Annotated in this window: 16 protein-coding genes and 3 tRNA genes; 6 read left to right on the top strand and 13 right to left on the bottom strand. The window is 38.0% G+C overall.

Features of this window, described 5'->3' with window-relative positions; genetic code table 11:
- Positions 1–109: 109 nt before the first annotated feature.
- From DWB61_RS09145 to DWB61_RS09135, 3 genes are all read left to right on the top strand, one after another.
- Positions 110–183 (top strand) — tRNA-Arg (locus tag DWB61_RS09145).
- Positions 184–263: 80 nt separating this feature from the next.
- Positions 264–337: transfer RNA gene (locus tag DWB61_RS09140), tRNA-Arg, on the top strand.
- Between the two features lie 118 nt (positions 338–455).
- Positions 456–529 (top strand) — tRNA-Arg (locus tag DWB61_RS09135).
- A 256-nt stretch (positions 530–785) separates the two neighbouring features.
- On the opposite strand, the gene DWB61_RS09130 is transcribed toward DWB61_RS09135, so the two are convergent.
- From DWB61_RS09130 to DWB61_RS09085, 10 genes are all read right to left on the bottom strand, one after another.
- Positions 786–1,274 carry a C40 family peptidase gene (locus tag DWB61_RS09130; protein WP_125030599.1) on the bottom strand — a complete coding sequence of 163 codons (489 nt, stop codon included), beginning with the start codon at positions 1,272–1,274 and terminating at the stop codon, positions 786–788.
- A gap of 202 nt (positions 1,275–1,476) precedes the next feature.
- On the bottom strand, positions 1,477–2,757 hold the full coding sequence (locus tag DWB61_RS09125; protein ID WP_125030598.1) for an adenylate/guanylate cyclase domain-containing protein: 1,281 nt from the start codon (positions 2,755–2,757) through the stop codon (positions 1,477–1,479).
- A gap of 30 nt (positions 2,758–2,787) precedes the next feature.
- A complete protein-coding gene (locus DWB61_RS09120; protein WP_125030597.1) occupies positions 2,788–4,065 on the bottom strand; it encodes a cyclic nucleotide-gated ion channel in 1,278 nt (425 codons plus the stop codon).
- Between the two features lie 153 nt (positions 4,066–4,218).
- The gene (locus DWB61_RS09115; protein ID WP_125030596.1) at positions 4,219–5,337 is read right to left on the bottom strand and encodes an ABC transporter permease; all 1,119 of its coding nucleotides are present in this window, start codon (positions 5,335–5,337) and stop codon (positions 4,219–4,221) included.
- A 107-nt stretch (positions 5,338–5,444) separates the two neighbouring features.
- The gene (locus tag DWB61_RS09110; protein WP_125030595.1) at positions 5,445–6,551 is read right to left on the bottom strand and encodes an ABC transporter permease; all 1,107 of its coding nucleotides are present in this window, start codon (positions 6,549–6,551) and stop codon (positions 5,445–5,447) included.
- Positions 6,552–6,874: 323 nt separating this feature from the next.
- On the bottom strand, positions 6,875–7,621 hold the full coding sequence (locus DWB61_RS09105; protein WP_125030594.1) for an ABC transporter ATP-binding protein: 747 nt from the start codon (positions 7,619–7,621) through the stop codon (positions 6,875–6,877).
- Positions 7,618–8,544 carry an ABC transporter ATP-binding protein gene (locus DWB61_RS09100; RefSeq protein WP_125030593.1) on the bottom strand — a complete coding sequence of 309 codons (927 nt, stop codon included), beginning with the start codon at positions 8,542–8,544 and terminating at the stop codon, positions 7,618–7,620. Before DWB61_RS09100 ends, DWB61_RS09105 begins: the two co-directional genes overlap by 4 nt.
- A gap of 3 nt (positions 8,545–8,547) precedes the next feature.
- Complete coding sequence (locus DWB61_RS09095; protein WP_125030592.1) at positions 8,548–9,438, bottom strand: HlyD family secretion protein; 891 nt, start codon at positions 9,436–9,438, stop codon at positions 8,548–8,550.
- Between the two features lie 20 nt (positions 9,439–9,458).
- Positions 9,459–10,748, bottom strand: a complete 1,290-nt coding sequence (locus DWB61_RS09090; RefSeq protein WP_125030591.1) for a TolC family protein — start codon at positions 10,746–10,748, stop codon at positions 9,459–9,461.
- Positions 10,749–10,758: 10 nt separating this feature from the next.
- The gene (locus tag DWB61_RS09085; protein WP_158614388.1) at positions 10,759–11,367 is read right to left on the bottom strand and encodes a TetR/AcrR family transcriptional regulator; all 609 of its coding nucleotides are present in this window, start codon (positions 11,365–11,367) and stop codon (positions 10,759–10,761) included.
- Between the two features lie 300 nt (positions 11,368–11,667).
- Between DWB61_RS09085 and DWB61_RS09080 the strand changes: the two genes are divergently transcribed.
- Positions 11,668–12,333 carry a putative quinol monooxygenase gene (locus DWB61_RS09080; RefSeq protein WP_125030589.1) on the top strand — a complete coding sequence of 222 codons (666 nt, stop codon included), beginning with the start codon at positions 11,668–11,670 and terminating at the stop codon, positions 12,331–12,333.
- Positions 12,334–12,399: 66 nt separating this feature from the next.
- The gene (locus DWB61_RS09075) at positions 12,400–13,518 is read left to right on the top strand and encodes an NADH:flavin oxidoreductase (protein WP_125030588.1); all 1,119 of its coding nucleotides are present in this window, start codon (positions 12,400–12,402) and stop codon (positions 13,516–13,518) included.
- Positions 13,519–13,572: 54 nt separating this feature from the next.
- On the opposite strand, the gene brnQ is transcribed toward DWB61_RS09075, so the two are convergent.
- From brnQ to DWB61_RS09060, 3 genes are all read right to left on the bottom strand, one after another.
- Entirely contained in the window at positions 13,573–14,856 is a 1,284-nt protein-coding gene (gene brnQ / locus DWB61_RS09070) for a branched-chain amino acid transport system II carrier protein (protein WP_125030587.1), read from the bottom strand.
- A 314-nt stretch (positions 14,857–15,170) separates the two neighbouring features.
- Positions 15,171–15,800 carry a carbonic anhydrase gene (locus tag DWB61_RS09065; RefSeq protein ID WP_125030586.1) on the bottom strand — a complete coding sequence of 210 codons (630 nt, stop codon included), beginning with the start codon at positions 15,798–15,800 and terminating at the stop codon, positions 15,171–15,173.
- Between the two features lie 242 nt (positions 15,801–16,042).
- Positions 16,043–16,264: a YwbE family protein gene (locus DWB61_RS09060; RefSeq protein WP_317124882.1), complete on the bottom strand. Its 222-nt coding sequence runs from the start codon at positions 16,262–16,264 to the stop codon at positions 16,043–16,045.
- Positions 16,265–16,509: 245 nt separating this feature from the next.
- On the opposite strand from DWB61_RS09060, the gene DWB61_RS09055 reads away from it, so the two are divergent.
- The gene (locus tag DWB61_RS09055; RefSeq protein WP_125030585.1) at positions 16,510–17,403 is read left to right on the top strand and encodes a phosphatidylserine decarboxylase; all 894 of its coding nucleotides are present in this window, start codon (positions 16,510–16,512) and stop codon (positions 17,401–17,403) included.
- Positions 17,404–17,735 lie beyond the last annotated feature (332 nt).

Below are 17,735 nucleotides of genomic sequence, written 5' to 3'. Positions count from 1 at the left end.
TTAGATTCAGCTTCGTATAATGAATAAAGGGCTTTCTGTGTTTTTTTGGAAAGAAAATGCTTGCAGCATTAGAAAAAAAAGCCTTATATTTGCATCGCAATTAAGAAAAGGACGTGTAGCATAACTGGATAGTGCACCTCGTTACGGCCGAGGAGGTTGGGGGTTCGAATCCCTCCATGTTCACAATAAGGGCTTATACAGATAACGATTTGTATAAAATGAATCAGAAGATAATCCGTAATTCTGATCATGAAAAACATACTGGACGTGTAGCATAACTGGATAGTGCACCTCGTTACGGCCGAGGAGGTTGGGGGTTCGAATCCCTCCATGTTCACATAAAGATTGAATTTCCCACCAAGTAGGAGGGATGAGAACCCAAAGGGGTTCGCAATATATTCATGACGAGCTTGCGAGGAATCATCCTTCCATGTTCACCATTAGAAAAACATACTGGACGCGTAGCATAACTGGATAGTGCACCTCGTTACGGCCGAGGAGGTTGGGGGTTCGAATCCCTCCGTGTTCACAGAAGAAGAGATCTTTCATTAAATTGATTGATCTCTTTTTTGTTGTACTAGATTTTTGAATTGGAACGTCTTTTGGGGTTCGCAATAAATTAATGAGCGAGGAACGAGGGGGTAATCCCTCCGTGTTCAAAGAAAACTGATGAGTTTTTTTGCTTTTTCAATTCAGAGATCTAAAAGGCTGGACTTGCAACAAAAGTCGTGAGCGATCTGTAGTTTTTTTTATATAGTCTTTAAAATAAAGCTAATCTTTCCTTTCTAGAAAACTCTTCGAGACTGGAAATAATATTTCATCCAATAATCTTCTTTTAAGCTCGACTTGATAACGCCCCTTGACGATGATACATGTATAAACATATTGTTTCCCATAAATATGCCTACATGGCGATAGGTGTTTCTTGGTTTAAAAAATACTAGGTCGCCAATTCTAAGTTTGCTCTTGGGTACTACAATGCCCTTTTTTTGCATCTCTCTTGTTGATCGTGGCAGGTTGATGTTTAAAGCCTTTTTGTACGTACTCTGAACAAAACCGGAACAATCGAAACCTTTATAGGTGGTGCCTCCATATTTATAAGGAACGCCTTTATAGTTTTGGTATTCTTTCTCAAGCTTGTCTTTTAAACTGATTCTCTTTTTCGAACGTTTAAGCCCATCTATGCTTGTATCTTGTTTGATTACACGTTCGCTTGTGGAACAGGAGGCAATCGTAAATGCTATAATAGTGAGGCTTAGTATTTTTCTTATCAAGTTATCTGCTTTCTTTTATATCGGGTGAGACTCGAGTGTTTGATGTTTTCGAACAAAAATAAACTTTTCATCCAATAAGCTTATATGAGCTGATTATATTATCTATTTATATCATGATACCTGTATCACCAAGCTTTTCTGGAGGTCATTTTTACTCATCATCATTACACACAACTGGAATACGGAAGAGGACTAAATTGTATTACACCACTTGCAAGATCTCAACTTTATCATCAATCCCTTTTAATTTAACCTGACCTAAATCGGTTAACATCTTTTTATCATCTATAGAATTAGCAATGGGTTTACTTATAAGGAACTGAGAGTTGAATTGTTTGTTTAGCTGCTCAATCCGGGAGGCTATTATGACATTTTTTCCGGCCAATGAAAACTGCTTTCGAATTTCGTTCCCAATATTGCCGGTGATTACCTCACCACAGTGTAGACCGATACCAACAAGGGTTTTAGAGCCATTGTCTCCTGTTTTTAGGTGATTTATGGTCTCGATAATTTCTATTCCTGAATTGAATGAATCCTGAGCGTGATTCGTGTTTTTAACTGCAATTCCAAATGATGCCATGAAACCATCACCCAGGATTTGGTGTATAATGCCATTGTGTTTCTCGATGATGCGAATCAGTGGATCGAATATGGCATTTTGGTATGCCATGGTTTCCTCAGGGCTCTGCTGGTCTGCCATTGGTGTAAAATTACGGATATCCAAAAACATGATGGAACCCGTTACTTTTTGCCCAATCGTATCATTTCGATGTGAAATTAATTCTTTTGCCACATCCAGCGAAACTTGTTGTCCTAATAGAGTTTCTATTTCGTTTTGTTCGTTTTTGGTTTTCAGGAAATTATTAACTCTTTTTCTGATTTCCGCAGCAACGATTCCAGCGATTATTCCCGCAGCCAATAAACCCAGACTTCTCATGGTGTAGATTTCAATCAGCTGATCGATATCACCGGTAGGTTTTAAAAACTGCATTCCCCAATAGGAAACCCCCATATAGCCCAGGCATGCCAATATTCCAGCACTCAGTGAAATCTTAAAATCAAGGTGCATTGCCGATAACATTAACAGCAAAAAATAAAATGTAAGTCCATCATACTCCAACACCAATAGGGAGTTGTCGTATTTGACTGCATTATATAGAATAACGGCAGGTAGTCCAAATTCCATTAATAAATTGATAATTAATATTTTTTTGGAAATTGAACGCTTATTTCTAATAAGCCAATTCATCCTAATGAAAACAAAAATTTCAAACAAGAAAAAAACCATCCACCACACGGACATCACTCTAACGAATTCTTTATTGTTTAAAGAGTCTCGCAAAAGCTCAGGAATTAAATGATGTATCACAGGAATGCTTAGCGAGATTAGTAAAAATAGAATTAAAATAATGCCAACTCTTTTTCTTTCTATTTTCAAAAATTCAGGATGTAATGCATTTGTGATATGATGATCTTTAAACATGAGCTTTAATTTAACAGTGATCTCTAAATGTTAGATGTAACGTTGCTCTCGTGATATTGATTTTTCCTTAATCCGTAAGGCAATATCAGGATACTTTTTTATGACTTTCTCGAATTCCTTTTTGTGCAATTCGTAAATATCGGAATAGCCTATGGATTTAACGGTTGCCGTTCTGTTTGATTTTTTAAACAAGGCTATTTCACCCATGAAGTCGCCACTTTTCAGGATGGTTAATTCTTGCTTTTCATCTTCTGTTAACACACTGATTTTGCCTTTTTTTACAAAGAACATGGAATTGGCAACATCGCCCGTACGAAACAAATAATCACCTGGTGTCAGCACGATTGGCGTTAAATAGAGTGCGATTTCACGAACAAACTTTTCATCGACACCTTCAAAGATTGAGATGTGCTTAATGGTTCTGTTTTTAAACTCCAGCTGCAAATCGTTTTTTAAGCCAAATGGTAGGGATTCCATTAATTCCGATTCATCGTAACCCAGTTTTTGTTTCCATTCATAGGTGAAATAGTCACTTATTCGTTTTTCCAATTCCGAAGGAATATCATGATAATGAATCAGAGCTCTCAACTTTTCCATATTTTCGGTAAAGCGTTGTTCTGCAGGATTTCTTTTTGTGAAGAGCCCCACCACGCTACCAACAAGAAAGGCAATTAAACCAACGCCTGTCAACTGCAAAAGAATATTGAACAGCATTTCAGCATTTCCATTTGGAACAATATCGCCATAGCCAACCGAAGTTAAGGTTGTGACAATATAGTAGAGTGCCTTGATGTAATTGTCCAAATGGCTTATGTCAGCTTCGAAGCCATGAATCCTGAGCCAAATGCAAGAAAACCAATGGGCAACCAAAAATGTACCAATTAAAAGAAACCAAAGGGAACTGCGTGTGGTGTTCCTGATGTTCCGAATCTGGAAGAAGTGCATGGTTCGCAATACCTTTACCCATTTAAACATTCTAAGGAATTGAAAGGCTGGATGGGAAAACAAAAAGGCATATGGTAGAATCGCCAATACATCAGAAATAAAAAACTTTCCCGATGAATATGTATCCCAATAAATATCCTTATAAACCGCGTGCTTCTGAATGCGTTTGTATCGGTGCATGTTCTCCCCAAAATCAAGCAAGTAAATAACCGTTATCACAAGATCCAACATATCATACCATCTCTGAAACCTGAGTTCAAAGAGAAAATCCAAAGGCAACAAGGTCGCCTGAACCAATACGGTCAGGATAACAAGGATTCTCCAGGCAGTATCGAATTTGGAATATCGGGGTTTAATTATCATTGGTTTTGCTTATAATTCAAAATGTAATCAACTAAGCCTTATTAAATATCCATAACGGATAAATGCAGCCTTTATATCGGTTAAAAGAGAAAATCAAGAAATTAAAATTCTTGCTGAACAAGTATACCCATATTATAATGGATTTCTTTTGGTTTAGGCTACCTTTCTGTACCTGTTTACTGCAAAGCTTAACATGACAAGTGAGTATAGAGCCAATATGCTTAAGTCCTTTAATATATCCATAAATCCTGATCCCTTTAGCATGATCATTCTAATGATTTTGATAAAATAGGCGACTGGATTTAATAGATTCATTTTTTGTCCCCATTCCGGCATGCTTTCAGTTGGTGTAAACAATCCACCCATTAGGACAAAAATAATCATAAAAAACCAGGCAATAAACATGGCTTGTTGCTGTGTATCTGTTTGTGTTGAAATAAACAAGCCAATTCCCAATATGGTAAGCAGGTAAATAAAAGCAACCAGATAAATCAACCAAACCGATCCCAAAATTGGGATTTTAAACACGAATGCGGCAATTATAAGACCGACGCCCAATTCGAAAAAGCCGATCAATAAAAAGGGAATTAGTTTCCCGATAAGGAATTGATACCTTTTGATAGGCGTTACATTGATCTGTTCAATGGTCCCGATTTCTTTTTCACGCACCACATTCATGGCAGATAAAAACAGACCAATGACCGTGATTAACAAGACCAATATCCCAGGTAACATATAGGGAATGTATTTCATCTCAGCATTGAACAGGTATGAGTAGGTGTTTTTAACTTGCAGAACAGTATTGTTTTTGTCAACTGACTGAATTTTGGAATTCACCTGCAGGTTATAATCCTGTATCACAGAAAGAATATAGGCATTGTACAATCCGGCAGCACTGGCATCTATGGCATTCACCAAAACCTGAACCGATGCGTGTTCTTTTTTATCCACAGCCTTGCCAAAGCCATTTTCAAAATACAGAATAGCATCCACATTGTCTTTTGAAAGCTCATCCTCTGCATTTTTAATTGAGAAATCAACATCCTTAACGGTAAAAAAAGGCGAGCCATAAAATTTGGATATAATTTGTCTGGAATGACTGGAAAGGTCCCTGTCCACGACATACACATTCGTGTTTTTCATCTCGAAGGTTGCTGCAAAAACCAAAACACAAAGTTGAATGATTGGCATTGCAAAAATGATGGGCAACATACTTTTGTTTCTAAAAATCTGAAGAAACTCTTTTTGCAATATGTATTTAATTGTTCGCATGTATTCGTTCTGTAAAGTTTTAAAAAATAGCCTCTGGCAGAGTCTCAATCTGAACCCTTTCAAGACGGTATTGAGATCGTTTCATCCCAAATTTAGATTTGCCGATATTACTCCAATCTTATTTTAAATTTCTTGACACTTAAGGCTATTAAACCTGCTGTCATTCCAATAAGAATCAGTGTTTCTTTCCAAACAAACTCAAAGCCGGTTCCCTTAAGCATGATATTCTTGATGATCACAATAAACCATCTGGGCGGAATAATATTGCTTAGTATTTGTAAGGGCAGAGGCATATTCCGTAAGGGGAAAATAAAGCCTGACAACAGAATTGTTGGCAGCATTAAGGCAAACATGGAAAGCATCATGGCTACCTGCTGGCTGTCTGACACTGTAGAAATGAAAATCCCCAGTGAGAGTGCCAATAAGATAAATAAAACACTTTCAGCCATAAGCAGCACAAAACTGCCCAACACTGGAACCCCAAATACAAAGTACCCCATGCCAACAATAACCAGAGCATTTATAAAAGACAAGACCAAGTAGGGGGTTACCTTTCCCAGAATAATTTGCCAGGGTTGAAGGGGCGAAACCAGAAGGATCTCCATGGTTCCCAACTCTTTTTCCCGTGCAATTGAAATGGAGGTCATCATGGCGGAAACCAACATCAGAATAGTTGCCATAATACCTGGGATAAACATATAAACACTCTCCAGTTCGGCATTAAAATACATTCTTGTTTGTGGGACAATCTGATTCGGTACCCTCTTTCCCCTGTTTATTTCTACATTGTAATTCTGCAGGATTCCCTGAAGGTAGTTTACCTCCATATTCGCCATATTGGGCTCTGAGGCATCCGTTAATAGTTGCACTGAGGCATGGGATCCTTTAACAAGATTTTTACCGAAATCGGGTTCAAAAACCAATACCACCTTTGTTTCGCCTTTTCGGAATATTTCATCCACTTGTGCAATGCCATCAAGATTTTCAACCAGCTTGAAATAGCCAGAGGATGTAATTTTATTTATAATCTCTAATGTGTATTCATCCTTGGAATGGTCTACCACTGCCATTTTCACATCCTTAAGGTCGTTGGTAATCACAAAGCCAAAAAGCAATAGCTGCACAATGGGCATTCCAAATAAAATCAGCATTGACCTTTTGTCGCGGAAAATGTGATAAAACTCTTTTTTTATAAAACCGATAAATCGCTTCATAGTAATTTTTAAAATAATAGTAAAAGAATAATGTCCTTTTAGCATGTGCGATAAGCGTTTTTATTAACCGCAAAGATCACAACGAACACAAAGTTGATTTATATTATTCCTTTGCGTACATAAGGGCTTGTTTTGTCAAATTCACTTTAGTCAGACCGATACATTCTTGTTAGTAAATGAGTAAAATGGCACAAAGTTTAATTTTATCATTTTTTTTCATTGCGTTCTTAGTGCGCTTAGTGGTTTAATCTATTTTTGTTTTTTAATAGAAAGACATAAACGATCGTAAGAATGATTCATGACTTCCTGAAGAAAAATTGGTATTACTCCTGATAGTTGCTTTTTCTAGCCAGCTTAAGGAATACTTCATCCATGTCCTTGGCTTCAAACTGTTTCTTTAATCTTTCCGGTGTATCCAATGCATCTATTCGTCCGTCGACCATAATGGAAATTCTATTGCAATATTCAGCTTCATCCATATAGTGTGTCGTTACAAAAATGGTAATCCCGTTTCGTGAAGCCTCATAAATCAAATCCCAGAACTGCCTCCTGGTAACGGGGTCGACACCTCCTGTTGGTTCATCCAAAAATACAATTTCAGGATTGTGGAAAATGGCTACCGAAAAGGCCAGCTTTTGTTTCCATCCCAGTGGCAGTTCACCAATACGCTTGTTTCTGGCATGAACCAAACCCAGCTTTTGCAGCAAGTCATCCGATTTAGCCTTGATTTCCTTGGACGACATGCCATAAATACCCGCATAAAATCGGATATTCTCAAATACCGTTAGATCCTCGTATAAGGAAAACTTCTGACTCATGTAACCGATATTCTTTTTTAGCTCTTCCCGCTGCTTGTATACATCTAAGCCTGCCACCATGATTTCACCGGATGTTGGATACGAAAGACCGCAAAGGATTTTCATGGCGGTGGTTTTACCTGCACCATTTGCGCCAAGAAAGCCAAAAATCTCACCCTTGTATACATCAAAGGATAAACTGTCATTAGCCGTAAAAGCGCCAAACTTCTTGGTCAAGTTTCGTACCGATATTACTTTTTGATCTGTATTCATGCCTGAACCTTATTTTGCTGACTCAAGGCCATAAAGCAGTCTTCAATGCCAGCGGTAATTTTGCTAATCTCGATATCATATTGTCCTTTAGATATCAAATAATCTTTAAGCTCCGAAGGAGAAATAGCATCCCGTTTATCGGTATAGTGTATGCTCTGACCAAAAGGGAAAACAGAATTTGCATGAGGATAGGTGCGCAAGTCCAAAAGCAGTTGGTAGATATCTTTGCCTTGTATCGCATACAAATCCCTGCCAAAATCTGAAATGATACCGGCAGGCGTGTTCAGACTTAATATCTCTCCATCCTGCATCAGTGCAACCCTCTCACATAAATTGGCTTCATCCATATAGGGCGTTGCCACAATAATGGTGACACCCTTTGCTTTCAGGCTCTTTAGCATTTGCCAGAATTCACTTCTCGAAACCACATCAACGCCTGTAGTCGGCTCATCCAACAACAATATTTTGGGTTGATGAATGAGTGCACAACAAAGGGCTAGTTTCTGTTTCATACCACCGGATAATTTTCCTGCCAATCGGTGTTTGAAGGGTTCAATTTGAAGCCATATATCCCGAATCATTTCCATATTGTCCTCGATTCGCGTATCGAAGACAGTAGCAAAGAAATTGAGATTCTCCAGAACACTTAAATCTTGATACAAGGAAAATCGACCAGGCATGTAACCTAAAATGTTTCGGATGGGCTTGTATTCCTTTACCATATCGAAGCCACAGAGTGTGGCAGAGCCCGAATCGGGAAGCAGTAAGGTTGCCAGCAGGCGAAAAAGACTTGTTTTTCCCGCGCCATCCGGTCCTATCAAGCCAAACAGCTCTCCTGACTCTATGTCGAGATTAATCCCTTTAAGAGCCTGAACATCCCCATAGGATTTCGATAGATCTTTTATGCTGATTTTGGAGTCCATAAGCTACTTGAATCTGATTTCACCTGGCATGCCAATTTTTAAGCGCCCGTCATTTTTCACCTTCACTTTAAGTGCATAAACCAATTTTACACGTTCTTTCTTGGTTTGGATAATTTTGGGTGTAAATTCCGATTGTGAAGAAATCCAAATCACTTTTCCTGTGAGCGTCTGGTTTTCCTCTTTGTTTTTATCAATCAATACTTTAACTTCCTGACCAATTTTAACCTCAGAGAGCTGATCGCCGCTGATGTAAACCCTTAAGTCAAGTGTGTTCAAATCGGCTAATTTGAATAGGGGAGTGCCCACATTCACCATTTCGTATTCTTCGTGATATTTCTCCAAAACAGTTGCCGACTTTGGAATATAGATTACGCTTTTCCCAATCAAATCGCTCAAAGCCTCTATCTTGCGATCAACATTTTCAAGTTCACCAAGTACCTTGGCATTTTCAGTTCTAACTGCCTGTATTTGTTTTTGGGCAAGCTGAATCTTTCCATTGATATCGTCAACCTCTTTGCTGGTTGCTGCACCATCTGCAAACATCTTGTCGATTCTCAACTTATCCTTTTTGAGTATGGCTATCTGCTCCTGATAAACTGCAATTCGCGAGAGTATATTCTTAACACCCGAGGCAATGGCTTGCTTTTGTGCTTTCAGTTGTTCTTTCTGTAAGAACAGCTGCGTTGTGTCGATAAGCCCCACCTGTTTCGCCTGATCGAACACATCTCCTTCATCAAGATTAAGAGCGAGTATCTTCCCACTGTTTTCTGCTGATATCAGGTATTCCGTCGCTTCAAAATTTCCGTAGGCATCCGATTCTTCTCCATTTTGATTGCAGGCAGAAGTCAGAAATGCCAATGCCAGACTTAGTCCGATTATTGTCTGTAGTTTCATGTTTATATTTTTAAGTACTTTTAAATTCCCTTGATTCTTTCGTATTCAGCCAAAGATTGCTGTAACTGAATTAAATGATATTCCTTATTCAATTTTGCTTGAATTTCCTTGTTTAAATCTTCCAGGTAATCACTTGAAGTAATGATGCCGTTGTCCAACTGGGAGGCTGAGCTTGCACTGATGGCTTCTTGCAGGTCGATAATGGCTTCATCTTTTTCGAGCAAGATTTTAAATTTCCTCAGCTTGATGGATTCATTTCCCAATTCAATCAGTTGGTTTTGAGAAAAGCTTAGTTCTTGAGTTGTTACAATATCCTTACGGATGGTAATCTCTTTTAGCTTTCGGCGATTTGATTTCCAATCGAAAATATTCCAGGATATTTTCGCACCCAGCATGTAATACGTATCGAACTCATCCGTCAATTGATTGTAGCCGGGATTTCCGTATCCCAACTGACCAAATCCTGAGATCACGGGGTAACGGTCTTTCTTTAGCAGTTCTTTTTGCGCTTCAAGCAATGACTTCTGACTCGAATACATGTGGTATTCCGGTCTCTCTTTACTATCTGTCTTTAAATCATTGGCTGATTCCATATCAAAGCTGCTTGCTTTCAATTTGGCTTTTGCATCGATTCGTCGTCCCATTAATTCCGACAGGATATGAAATGAAGAGGCTTCATGCGCATTCAGTTCCTGAACCTGTTGATCGATTAGCAACAATTCCGACTCCATAACTTTTAGGTTGGCGGGTAAAATAACACCATTTTCTACCGCTGATCTTATTTGTTTTAATCGATTCGAAATGGTTTTTTGCTTGTCGATAAGTATCAATTTATTTTTACGAACAAGTTGAATACCAAAGAATGCGGAATTCACCCTTTCGCGCAACTGATAGATCTGAATCTCAAGGTTTCGAATTTCTACCTCCGAAGCTTCTTTTTCGATCTTAATTCTATTTTTTGTTTTTCCGCCATCATATATCAACTGCTCCACATCCAGATTGAGGGCATATTGGTCTTTTGGTGCTTGGGGCGTTGCCATGCCTGGAAAGGTAATGCCGGTTACATCCGATTGGTAGGAGAGTTTCCCATTTGCATAAAGCCTGGGTAAATATGATGTTTTGATGTTCTCAATATTCAGTTTTGAAGATTGACTTAAAAGTTCTTTCCCTTTAACCAAAGGAAAGTTTTCCTGCACTTCTTTCTGGCATTGCTCCAAACTTAGTGTTACTTCTTGAGTCCATCCAACCTGAATTTGAATAAGGAACACCAAGAGAAGGAGGTATTTGTTATTTTTCAAAAGTGAGTCCATTTTAATTTATTTAAATTTTTATCGATTGAATAATAAATTCTGCTACACCATCGGCTCTTGATTTAAGAACCTCATCCATGTCTTCATCCTTATATAAAAATTGTTCTGATATGGGACGGCTTGCAAAAGGAAATACAGAGAGACTAATAATGTTTAGGATTAGTTCTCTAGGGTCGATGGGTCTGATCATGCCTGTTTTAATGGCTTCGTTAATTTGTATGGCAGTTTTGATTTTCCCCTCTTTAACTCCTCCAATATCCAGTAGGTTGAGTATTCTGGAAGGATCGATATTCATTTCATTTATTACAAAGTTGGGGATAAAGGGGTATTTGGTCAACACTTCGTTGTAGAGTTTACAAATGTTCCTGATCTTCTGAAACAATTCTGAATCATCTGTTAGGAATGCCCCAAGTGGGCGAATCAACTTTTTAAAGGCTTCCTCAAAAACCTGCTCAAACAGTTTTTCTTTATTTCGGTAGTAGTAATGCAAGAGTGCTTTATTAATACCGGCATGATCAGCTATTTCTTGCATACGGGCTCCGCTTAATCCTTTTTTTGCAAATATTATTCTTGCGGCGTTTAGAATATTCTCTTGGGTTTCAATTGATTTCTTTTCCATCTTCATATGTTTAACCATTTGGTTAAATTGTTTGTAAAAAATTAACCAGACGTTTTAACCATTTGGTTAATGCAAATGTAATGGATTGTTTTTTATCTGCAAATTAAAAGTGGTTTTTTTAACCACTTGGTTAAATTAGATGGTTGAAATCCTGAAGATATAGATATAAGCTTTGATTTTTAGGTTCTTGCGATATGTGAAGATTTCTTTATTGCTTTATGCTTTCAAAAGTGATAACTTGTATAAACCTAATGAAGAATTGTAAAATTATTACGAATAGATAAAAGGGGGGATTAAATCATGACTACCAATCCAGCAAGAATAGCCAATCCGGATGATCTGGTTTTCTACGTTAAATACCATATTAAGCCCGAATATATTGAAGAGTTCCAGGAACGCTTGTTTGAGCTTGTGGATAATATGACTCAAGAGGCAGCTTTTGTAAGTGCTTTTATACACGAGGATACTGAAGCCCCTAACCGATTTAGCATGTATGAACGTTGGACCGAGGCTTCGAAAGAGGATTTTATGACCTATCAGATGGCTGCCAAAGATTATCGTAAGACTTATGAGCAGCGACTGCCAGAAATGAGTGCTAGTCCGAGAAAAATACACATCCTGCGCCCAATGGCTTTTTGGGCAAGTACGCAGTTCGAAACGGTAGCCAATGATTTGACTATTTATTCGAACTTTCAGATTAAGACTGACAGGCAAACAGATTGGAAAGAAGCAGCCATGAAGGTATTTGATAGGATGGTGAAAGAAGACAGTTTTATTTGTGCTTTTCTACATCAGGATGCTGAAGATCCAACTCGATTTACTATTTATGAGCGCTGGAACAAAACCTGTCAGGTTGATTTTCCAGAGAAACATCAAAAGCTATACGAGAGTATTTTACCCGATGCAGTTCAAACTTTGCGAAATTTTCGTATCCTTCAACCCCGTGGGAATTGGGCGAAAGAATAAATTAGAAAGAACGTTTGTTTTAAATGGTCTGTTTAGTTTTAGACCTTAGATATTCAATATAAAAATATGCAAAAGAAGATCTTCGAAGCGACTCGTATTGGTCATTTAGAACTAAAGAATCGCTTGTGGCGTTCGGCTACCTGGTTGAACCTGGCTGATGAAAAGGGGCACCTAACTCCGGAACTGATTTGGCGTTATGAAGAACTGGCTAAAGGTGGCGTGGGCACTGTTATTACGGGTTATGCTCATATTCTGGAAAATGAACAACCCAATGCAGGGATGTTGGGCATCTACTCAGATAATTTTATTGAGGAATACCAATTTTTCGTTAAGCGAATTCATGAATTGGGTTCTAAGCTCATCATGCAGGTTTGCTACGGAGGCTCCTCAACTAAATATCAAACTGAAGGTAGGCTGATATGGGGACCATCTGCTGTTAAGAATCCGTCCTCTGGAGTAACTCCCAAAAAGATGACATCCGAGGATATTCGAACTGTGATAGAAGCTTATGCGCAAAGTGCCAGAAGGGTAAAAGAAGCCGGTTTTGACGGGGTACAATTACATGCCGCTCATTCCTATTTGTATAGCCAGTTTCTTTCGCCTTATTTCAATCGTAGGGAGGATGCCTATGGGGGCTCAATAGAAAACCGTGCCCGGATACTGTTCGAAACACTCGAAGCGGTTCGCAAAGAGGTGGGGCTTGACTATCCTGTTTTAATAAAGATGCATTGCACCGACGATTGGGATGAAAACGGTTTGACTCCAGATGAGAGTCTTTGGGTGGCAAAAGAACTGGAAAAACGTGGCATCACAGCTATAGAGTTTAGTGGTGGCAATCCTGATCCTGGATACCCTCTTAAAAGACCCATAAGAACCAAGATTGTGAAAAGGGAAAAACAAGCCTATTTCTATGAAGCAACAAAACAAATTGCTGCAGAACTCAGTATTCCCGTGATATCCGTAGGTGGTCATCGACATGTGGAATTGATGGAACACATCCTGAATGATAGTAATATCTCTTATGTTTCTTTGTCACGCACTCTATTTTCTGAGCCAGACCTTCCGAATAAATGGAAACAAAATCCTTCCCATGAACCCAGATGTGTTTCCTGTGCTAAATGCTGGTCTCCGGGAGGGAATGTTTGCATTCTTGATCGCAAGAATAAGATTTCCAATAAGAAATAATTTAATCAGCAGATTTAATAGTATTGCACACTTAAAGCTCATTTTAGCTTGAGTTTATCGTACAGTCTTAATCTTATAAAAGGCTGTAGCAATCAACCCTCCAAAAATGGCAGGTATCAACCATCCCATTTCGTAAGTGCTCATAGGGAAGGATGATAACCAATCTTTCGCAGCCGATAAGGAATCGAATGACTTACAGATAAACATCAGGGTGCTAAAGCCTAGTGTTCCGCCGACAACTCCTGAATAAATTCCTTTATAAGTGATGTATTTATCGAAGAGATTGAGGACGATTAAAACTAGTATGGCAGGATAGATGATACCCAAAATAGGACCTGAGAAATATACGATCTGTTCAACACCCAGATTCGCAAGGACGAAGCTGACTAAAGTTATTGTAACGACATTGAATCGATAACTAAGTTTGTTGTTTGATAATTCACTAAAATATTCAGCAACGGTAGTTGTTAATCCGACTGTCGTAGTAAAACAGGCAAATATAACAGTAACGGCGACCATCCAAAGGCCATATTGTCCGAACATTCGATCAACAAGAGCCATAAATGTTTCTGTTCTGCTCATGCCTTCGGGAATACTGCTGGCTCCATTAGCTCCTAAATAGATTAAACCGCCATATACAAAACCAATAATACTAAAAGCGACTAAGCCCGATTTGATGGTCATTTTTATTTGCGATGAGGTATCGGTATAGCCTTTTTCTTTTAAGCCCATAAGAATAATGCCAGCAAAGATCACTGCTGCCAAGCCATCCAAAGTCTGATAGCCCTCCAGAAATGCATAGGTATAGACGTTTGTTAATTTCGCCGCAGGCATAATGTTATCGGGCATCAATATATTCTTTACGATTATTGATACCAGTGCAATAAGCAAGATCGGTGTCAGATAGACGGCTATTTTATCTATAATGCCCTTGGGGTTGATGACAAAGAGAAGGGATATGCCAAAATAAACCAAAGTAAAGATATATTGAGGAATACCAGGGAATATGGGCAGTATACCCATCTCGTAACTGACCGCTCCCGTTCTGGGTAGAGCCAAGAGTGGACCAATAATCAACATGATGATGATACCCATGACGATACTAAACTTAGGTCCGACTTTAGAAGCAAAAGAATTGAATGTGCCTCCCGATTTTGCAATAGCAATAATAGCCAGTATTGACAAGCTCACATCGGTCGTGAAGAAACCCATGATGGCTTGTAGCCACGAATCACCACTCAAAACTCCCAATTGAGGTGGAAATATCAAATTTCCTGCTCCAAAAAACATCGCAAACAGTGCTACGCCAATCACCACAATATCCTTAAACTTCTTCATTAGATCTTATTTTTTTTAATAGAGCGCGAATGTATTAATTGATTGATGAAATAAAACTAACAATTATCATCTATTTGGGGTTTGTGTAGAAAAATAGGCGCTTATAAGTGGGAATGAATGCATTCAACTGATGTTTGTAAAATATGCTTCTTTTGTCTATGAGGTGTAGCCTGACTTTTGGTGCAAAAATTCACTTCGGTATATTCATAAAAAAAAACTCACCAGATTTGGGTGAGTTTCTCCTATTTTCTATCGGAATAATCTTATTTATGAATGTGGATAAAGTTAAACTTATGTGGTGTGATAAAGTGAACTCACGACTCCAGTCGATAAATCTCCATGATGTCCTTTAATATTTTATTGAAATCAATTTTCATATCGATAATATGCCCTGTGTGGATATCGAAAACCCAACCATGAACAGTGATATGATCGTGTAGAAGGGCTTTTTGCACTTCGGCAGTCTTAATCAAATTCACACATTGTTCCTGCACATTCAGTTCAACCAGTCGGTTGTACTTTTGTTCTTCATCCTCAATGGCATTCAGTTCATCTTTGTGCAAACGATAAACGTCACGAATGTTTCTTAACCACGGGTTTAAAATGCCCATATCCTTAGACTGCATTGCGGCTTTTACACCACCGCAATTGTAATGCCCACAGATAACGACATGTTTCACCTTAAGGTAGCTAACGGCGTAGTTGATGACTGACATGGCACTCAAATCGGTATTAGATACCATGTTAGCAATATTTCGGTGTACAAACATATCACCAGGTTCTATGCCCATTAAATCGCCTGTAGTCACGCGACTGTCGGAACAACCTATGTATAGAATCTCGGGGCTTTGTTCTCCTGAAAGTTTTTTGAAATAGTCGGAATCTTGTTTGAGTTTATCAGAAATCCATTGCCGATTGTTGTTAAAAATGTATTCGATGTCCACTATGGTCTATTTTGGTTATATAATTTAGAGTGTCTGATATTTGCTTCCAGCAACTGTGTGATGGAAATGTGTGTGTGGTTTTCACTCTTGTGAGACTAAATATAGTAAAGTTCTTTTTTTTATAAGCTGAATCGATGCGATAAAAAGAGGAGAATGTCTGTTTTATGCTTTTGAATAAGGGATGTGGGGCATAAAAAAAAAACGTTTCGTATAGTCAAAACGTTTCTGTTTATATTTTTTATTTAATCTTCATTATCGAGGATGTTTTTTACACGGCCTACTTCACCTGTTTCTAGTTGCACTTTGATACCATGAGGGTGATTCGGCGATTTGGTTAGAATGCGCTTCACAATACCTTCGGTTAAATTGCCACTTCGTTGATCTTGCTTTTGCACAATTTCAACTTCTAGTCCAACTTTAATATCTTTTCTTTTTCTGCCATCTGGCTGACCATTTTCCATCATATTTTATCTGCTAATTTTTAGATCAAAGGCTATTTCTATTTGCTTCGACAAGATAGAGCTTCTGATGATCTCTTCAAACCTATTTTTAGCTTTAAGGAGTTTTCACATGAAATGATGGTGTTTAAGAGATAAGTAAGTCCTAAAAAGAGGTGAGACGCATATAAGATTGGATAAAATTACGAGAAAATGGAAAAGAATACCTGATGTTTTTCGAAATCGATTAAATTTGCATTCAAATCAGATTTATGGGAACGATACGATACATAGACAGAAAGAGTGGAAGTTTAGTTAAGGAATTCGTTCCAAGCGAAGGCATGTTAAGATGGCTTTATAATTCTTCTTTGGGAAAAGTAACACTTCATACTCTTGTTAAACGAAAGATGTTAACCATGCTTGGTGGCTGGTATATGAGTAGTCGTTTTTCGAAAAAGAAGATTGATAAATTTATTGCTCAATATCAAATTGATCTATCCAATTATAAGATAACCGATAGTAAAGCTTATCTCAACTTTAACGATTTTTTCTTTAGAAAAATACAAGCTGGAAAGCGACCTATAAGTAATGGGGTTGTTTCACCTGCTGATGGTAAGATTCTTGCTTTTCAGTCCATAAAAGATATTTCTTCGTTTTTTGTGAAGGGGTCAGAGTTTACGATTCAAACTTTTCTTAAGAATAAAGAACTGACTAAAAAGTATGTCGATGGTTCCATGGTCATAGTTCGTTTGGCACCTACGGATTACCATCGATTTCATTTCCCCGCAAGTGGTTTTATATCCGAATCTAAATCAATTAAAGGAAGGTATTTTTCGGTTTCTCCAATGGCTTTGAAAAAGAGTTTGGAAATTTTCTGTCAGAATTACAGAACCTATAGTACGCTTAAAACTGAAGATTTTGGTAATATCATTATCTCTGAAGTAGGGGCTACCATGGTTGGTAGTATCATCCAAACTTATCAGGATAATTCTCAGGTTGAGAAAGGAGATGAGAAAGGTTATTTCGCTTTCGGAGGTTCTACTCTAGTGCTATTCTTCGAAAAAGGGAAAGTGAAATTAGCTGATGACCTTCTTGAAAATACGCGTAAAGGCTTTGAAACGGCTGTGTTTATGGGTGAAAATATTGCTTGTAAAACTACGGTTTAATTTATTGAGCTAAGTCTGAAAGTTTCAGTACTGTTTTCCAATTTCGTGTTGTTGCTTTGCAATTGAACATCTTTTCGAATAGACCATTGGTCATTTTAGTTTCACTGTATTTAGGGTCTACTGAAAAACGGACAAAGTTTGCTTTCTCCGTTTTTCAGTAGACCCTAAGTACAATTCAACTATATTTGTGCCTTAACAATTAAGAAGGCTATGGATATATTTAAAGGCGAGAACTTTATTGAATTTACTGCGAAATTTCCAACAGATGAACTATGTAAACAATATTTGTCAGACATAATGTGGAATGATGGGTATAAATGCTGTAAATGTGG

The sequence above is a fragment of the Ancylomarina euxina genome, from assembly GCF_003863355.1.
Lineage (GTDB): Bacteria > Bacteroidota > Bacteroidia > Bacteroidales > Marinifilaceae > Ancylomarina > Ancylomarina euxinus.
Note: the sequence above shows the minus strand (reverse complement) of the source record. Positions and strands in the feature narration are given on the sequence as shown.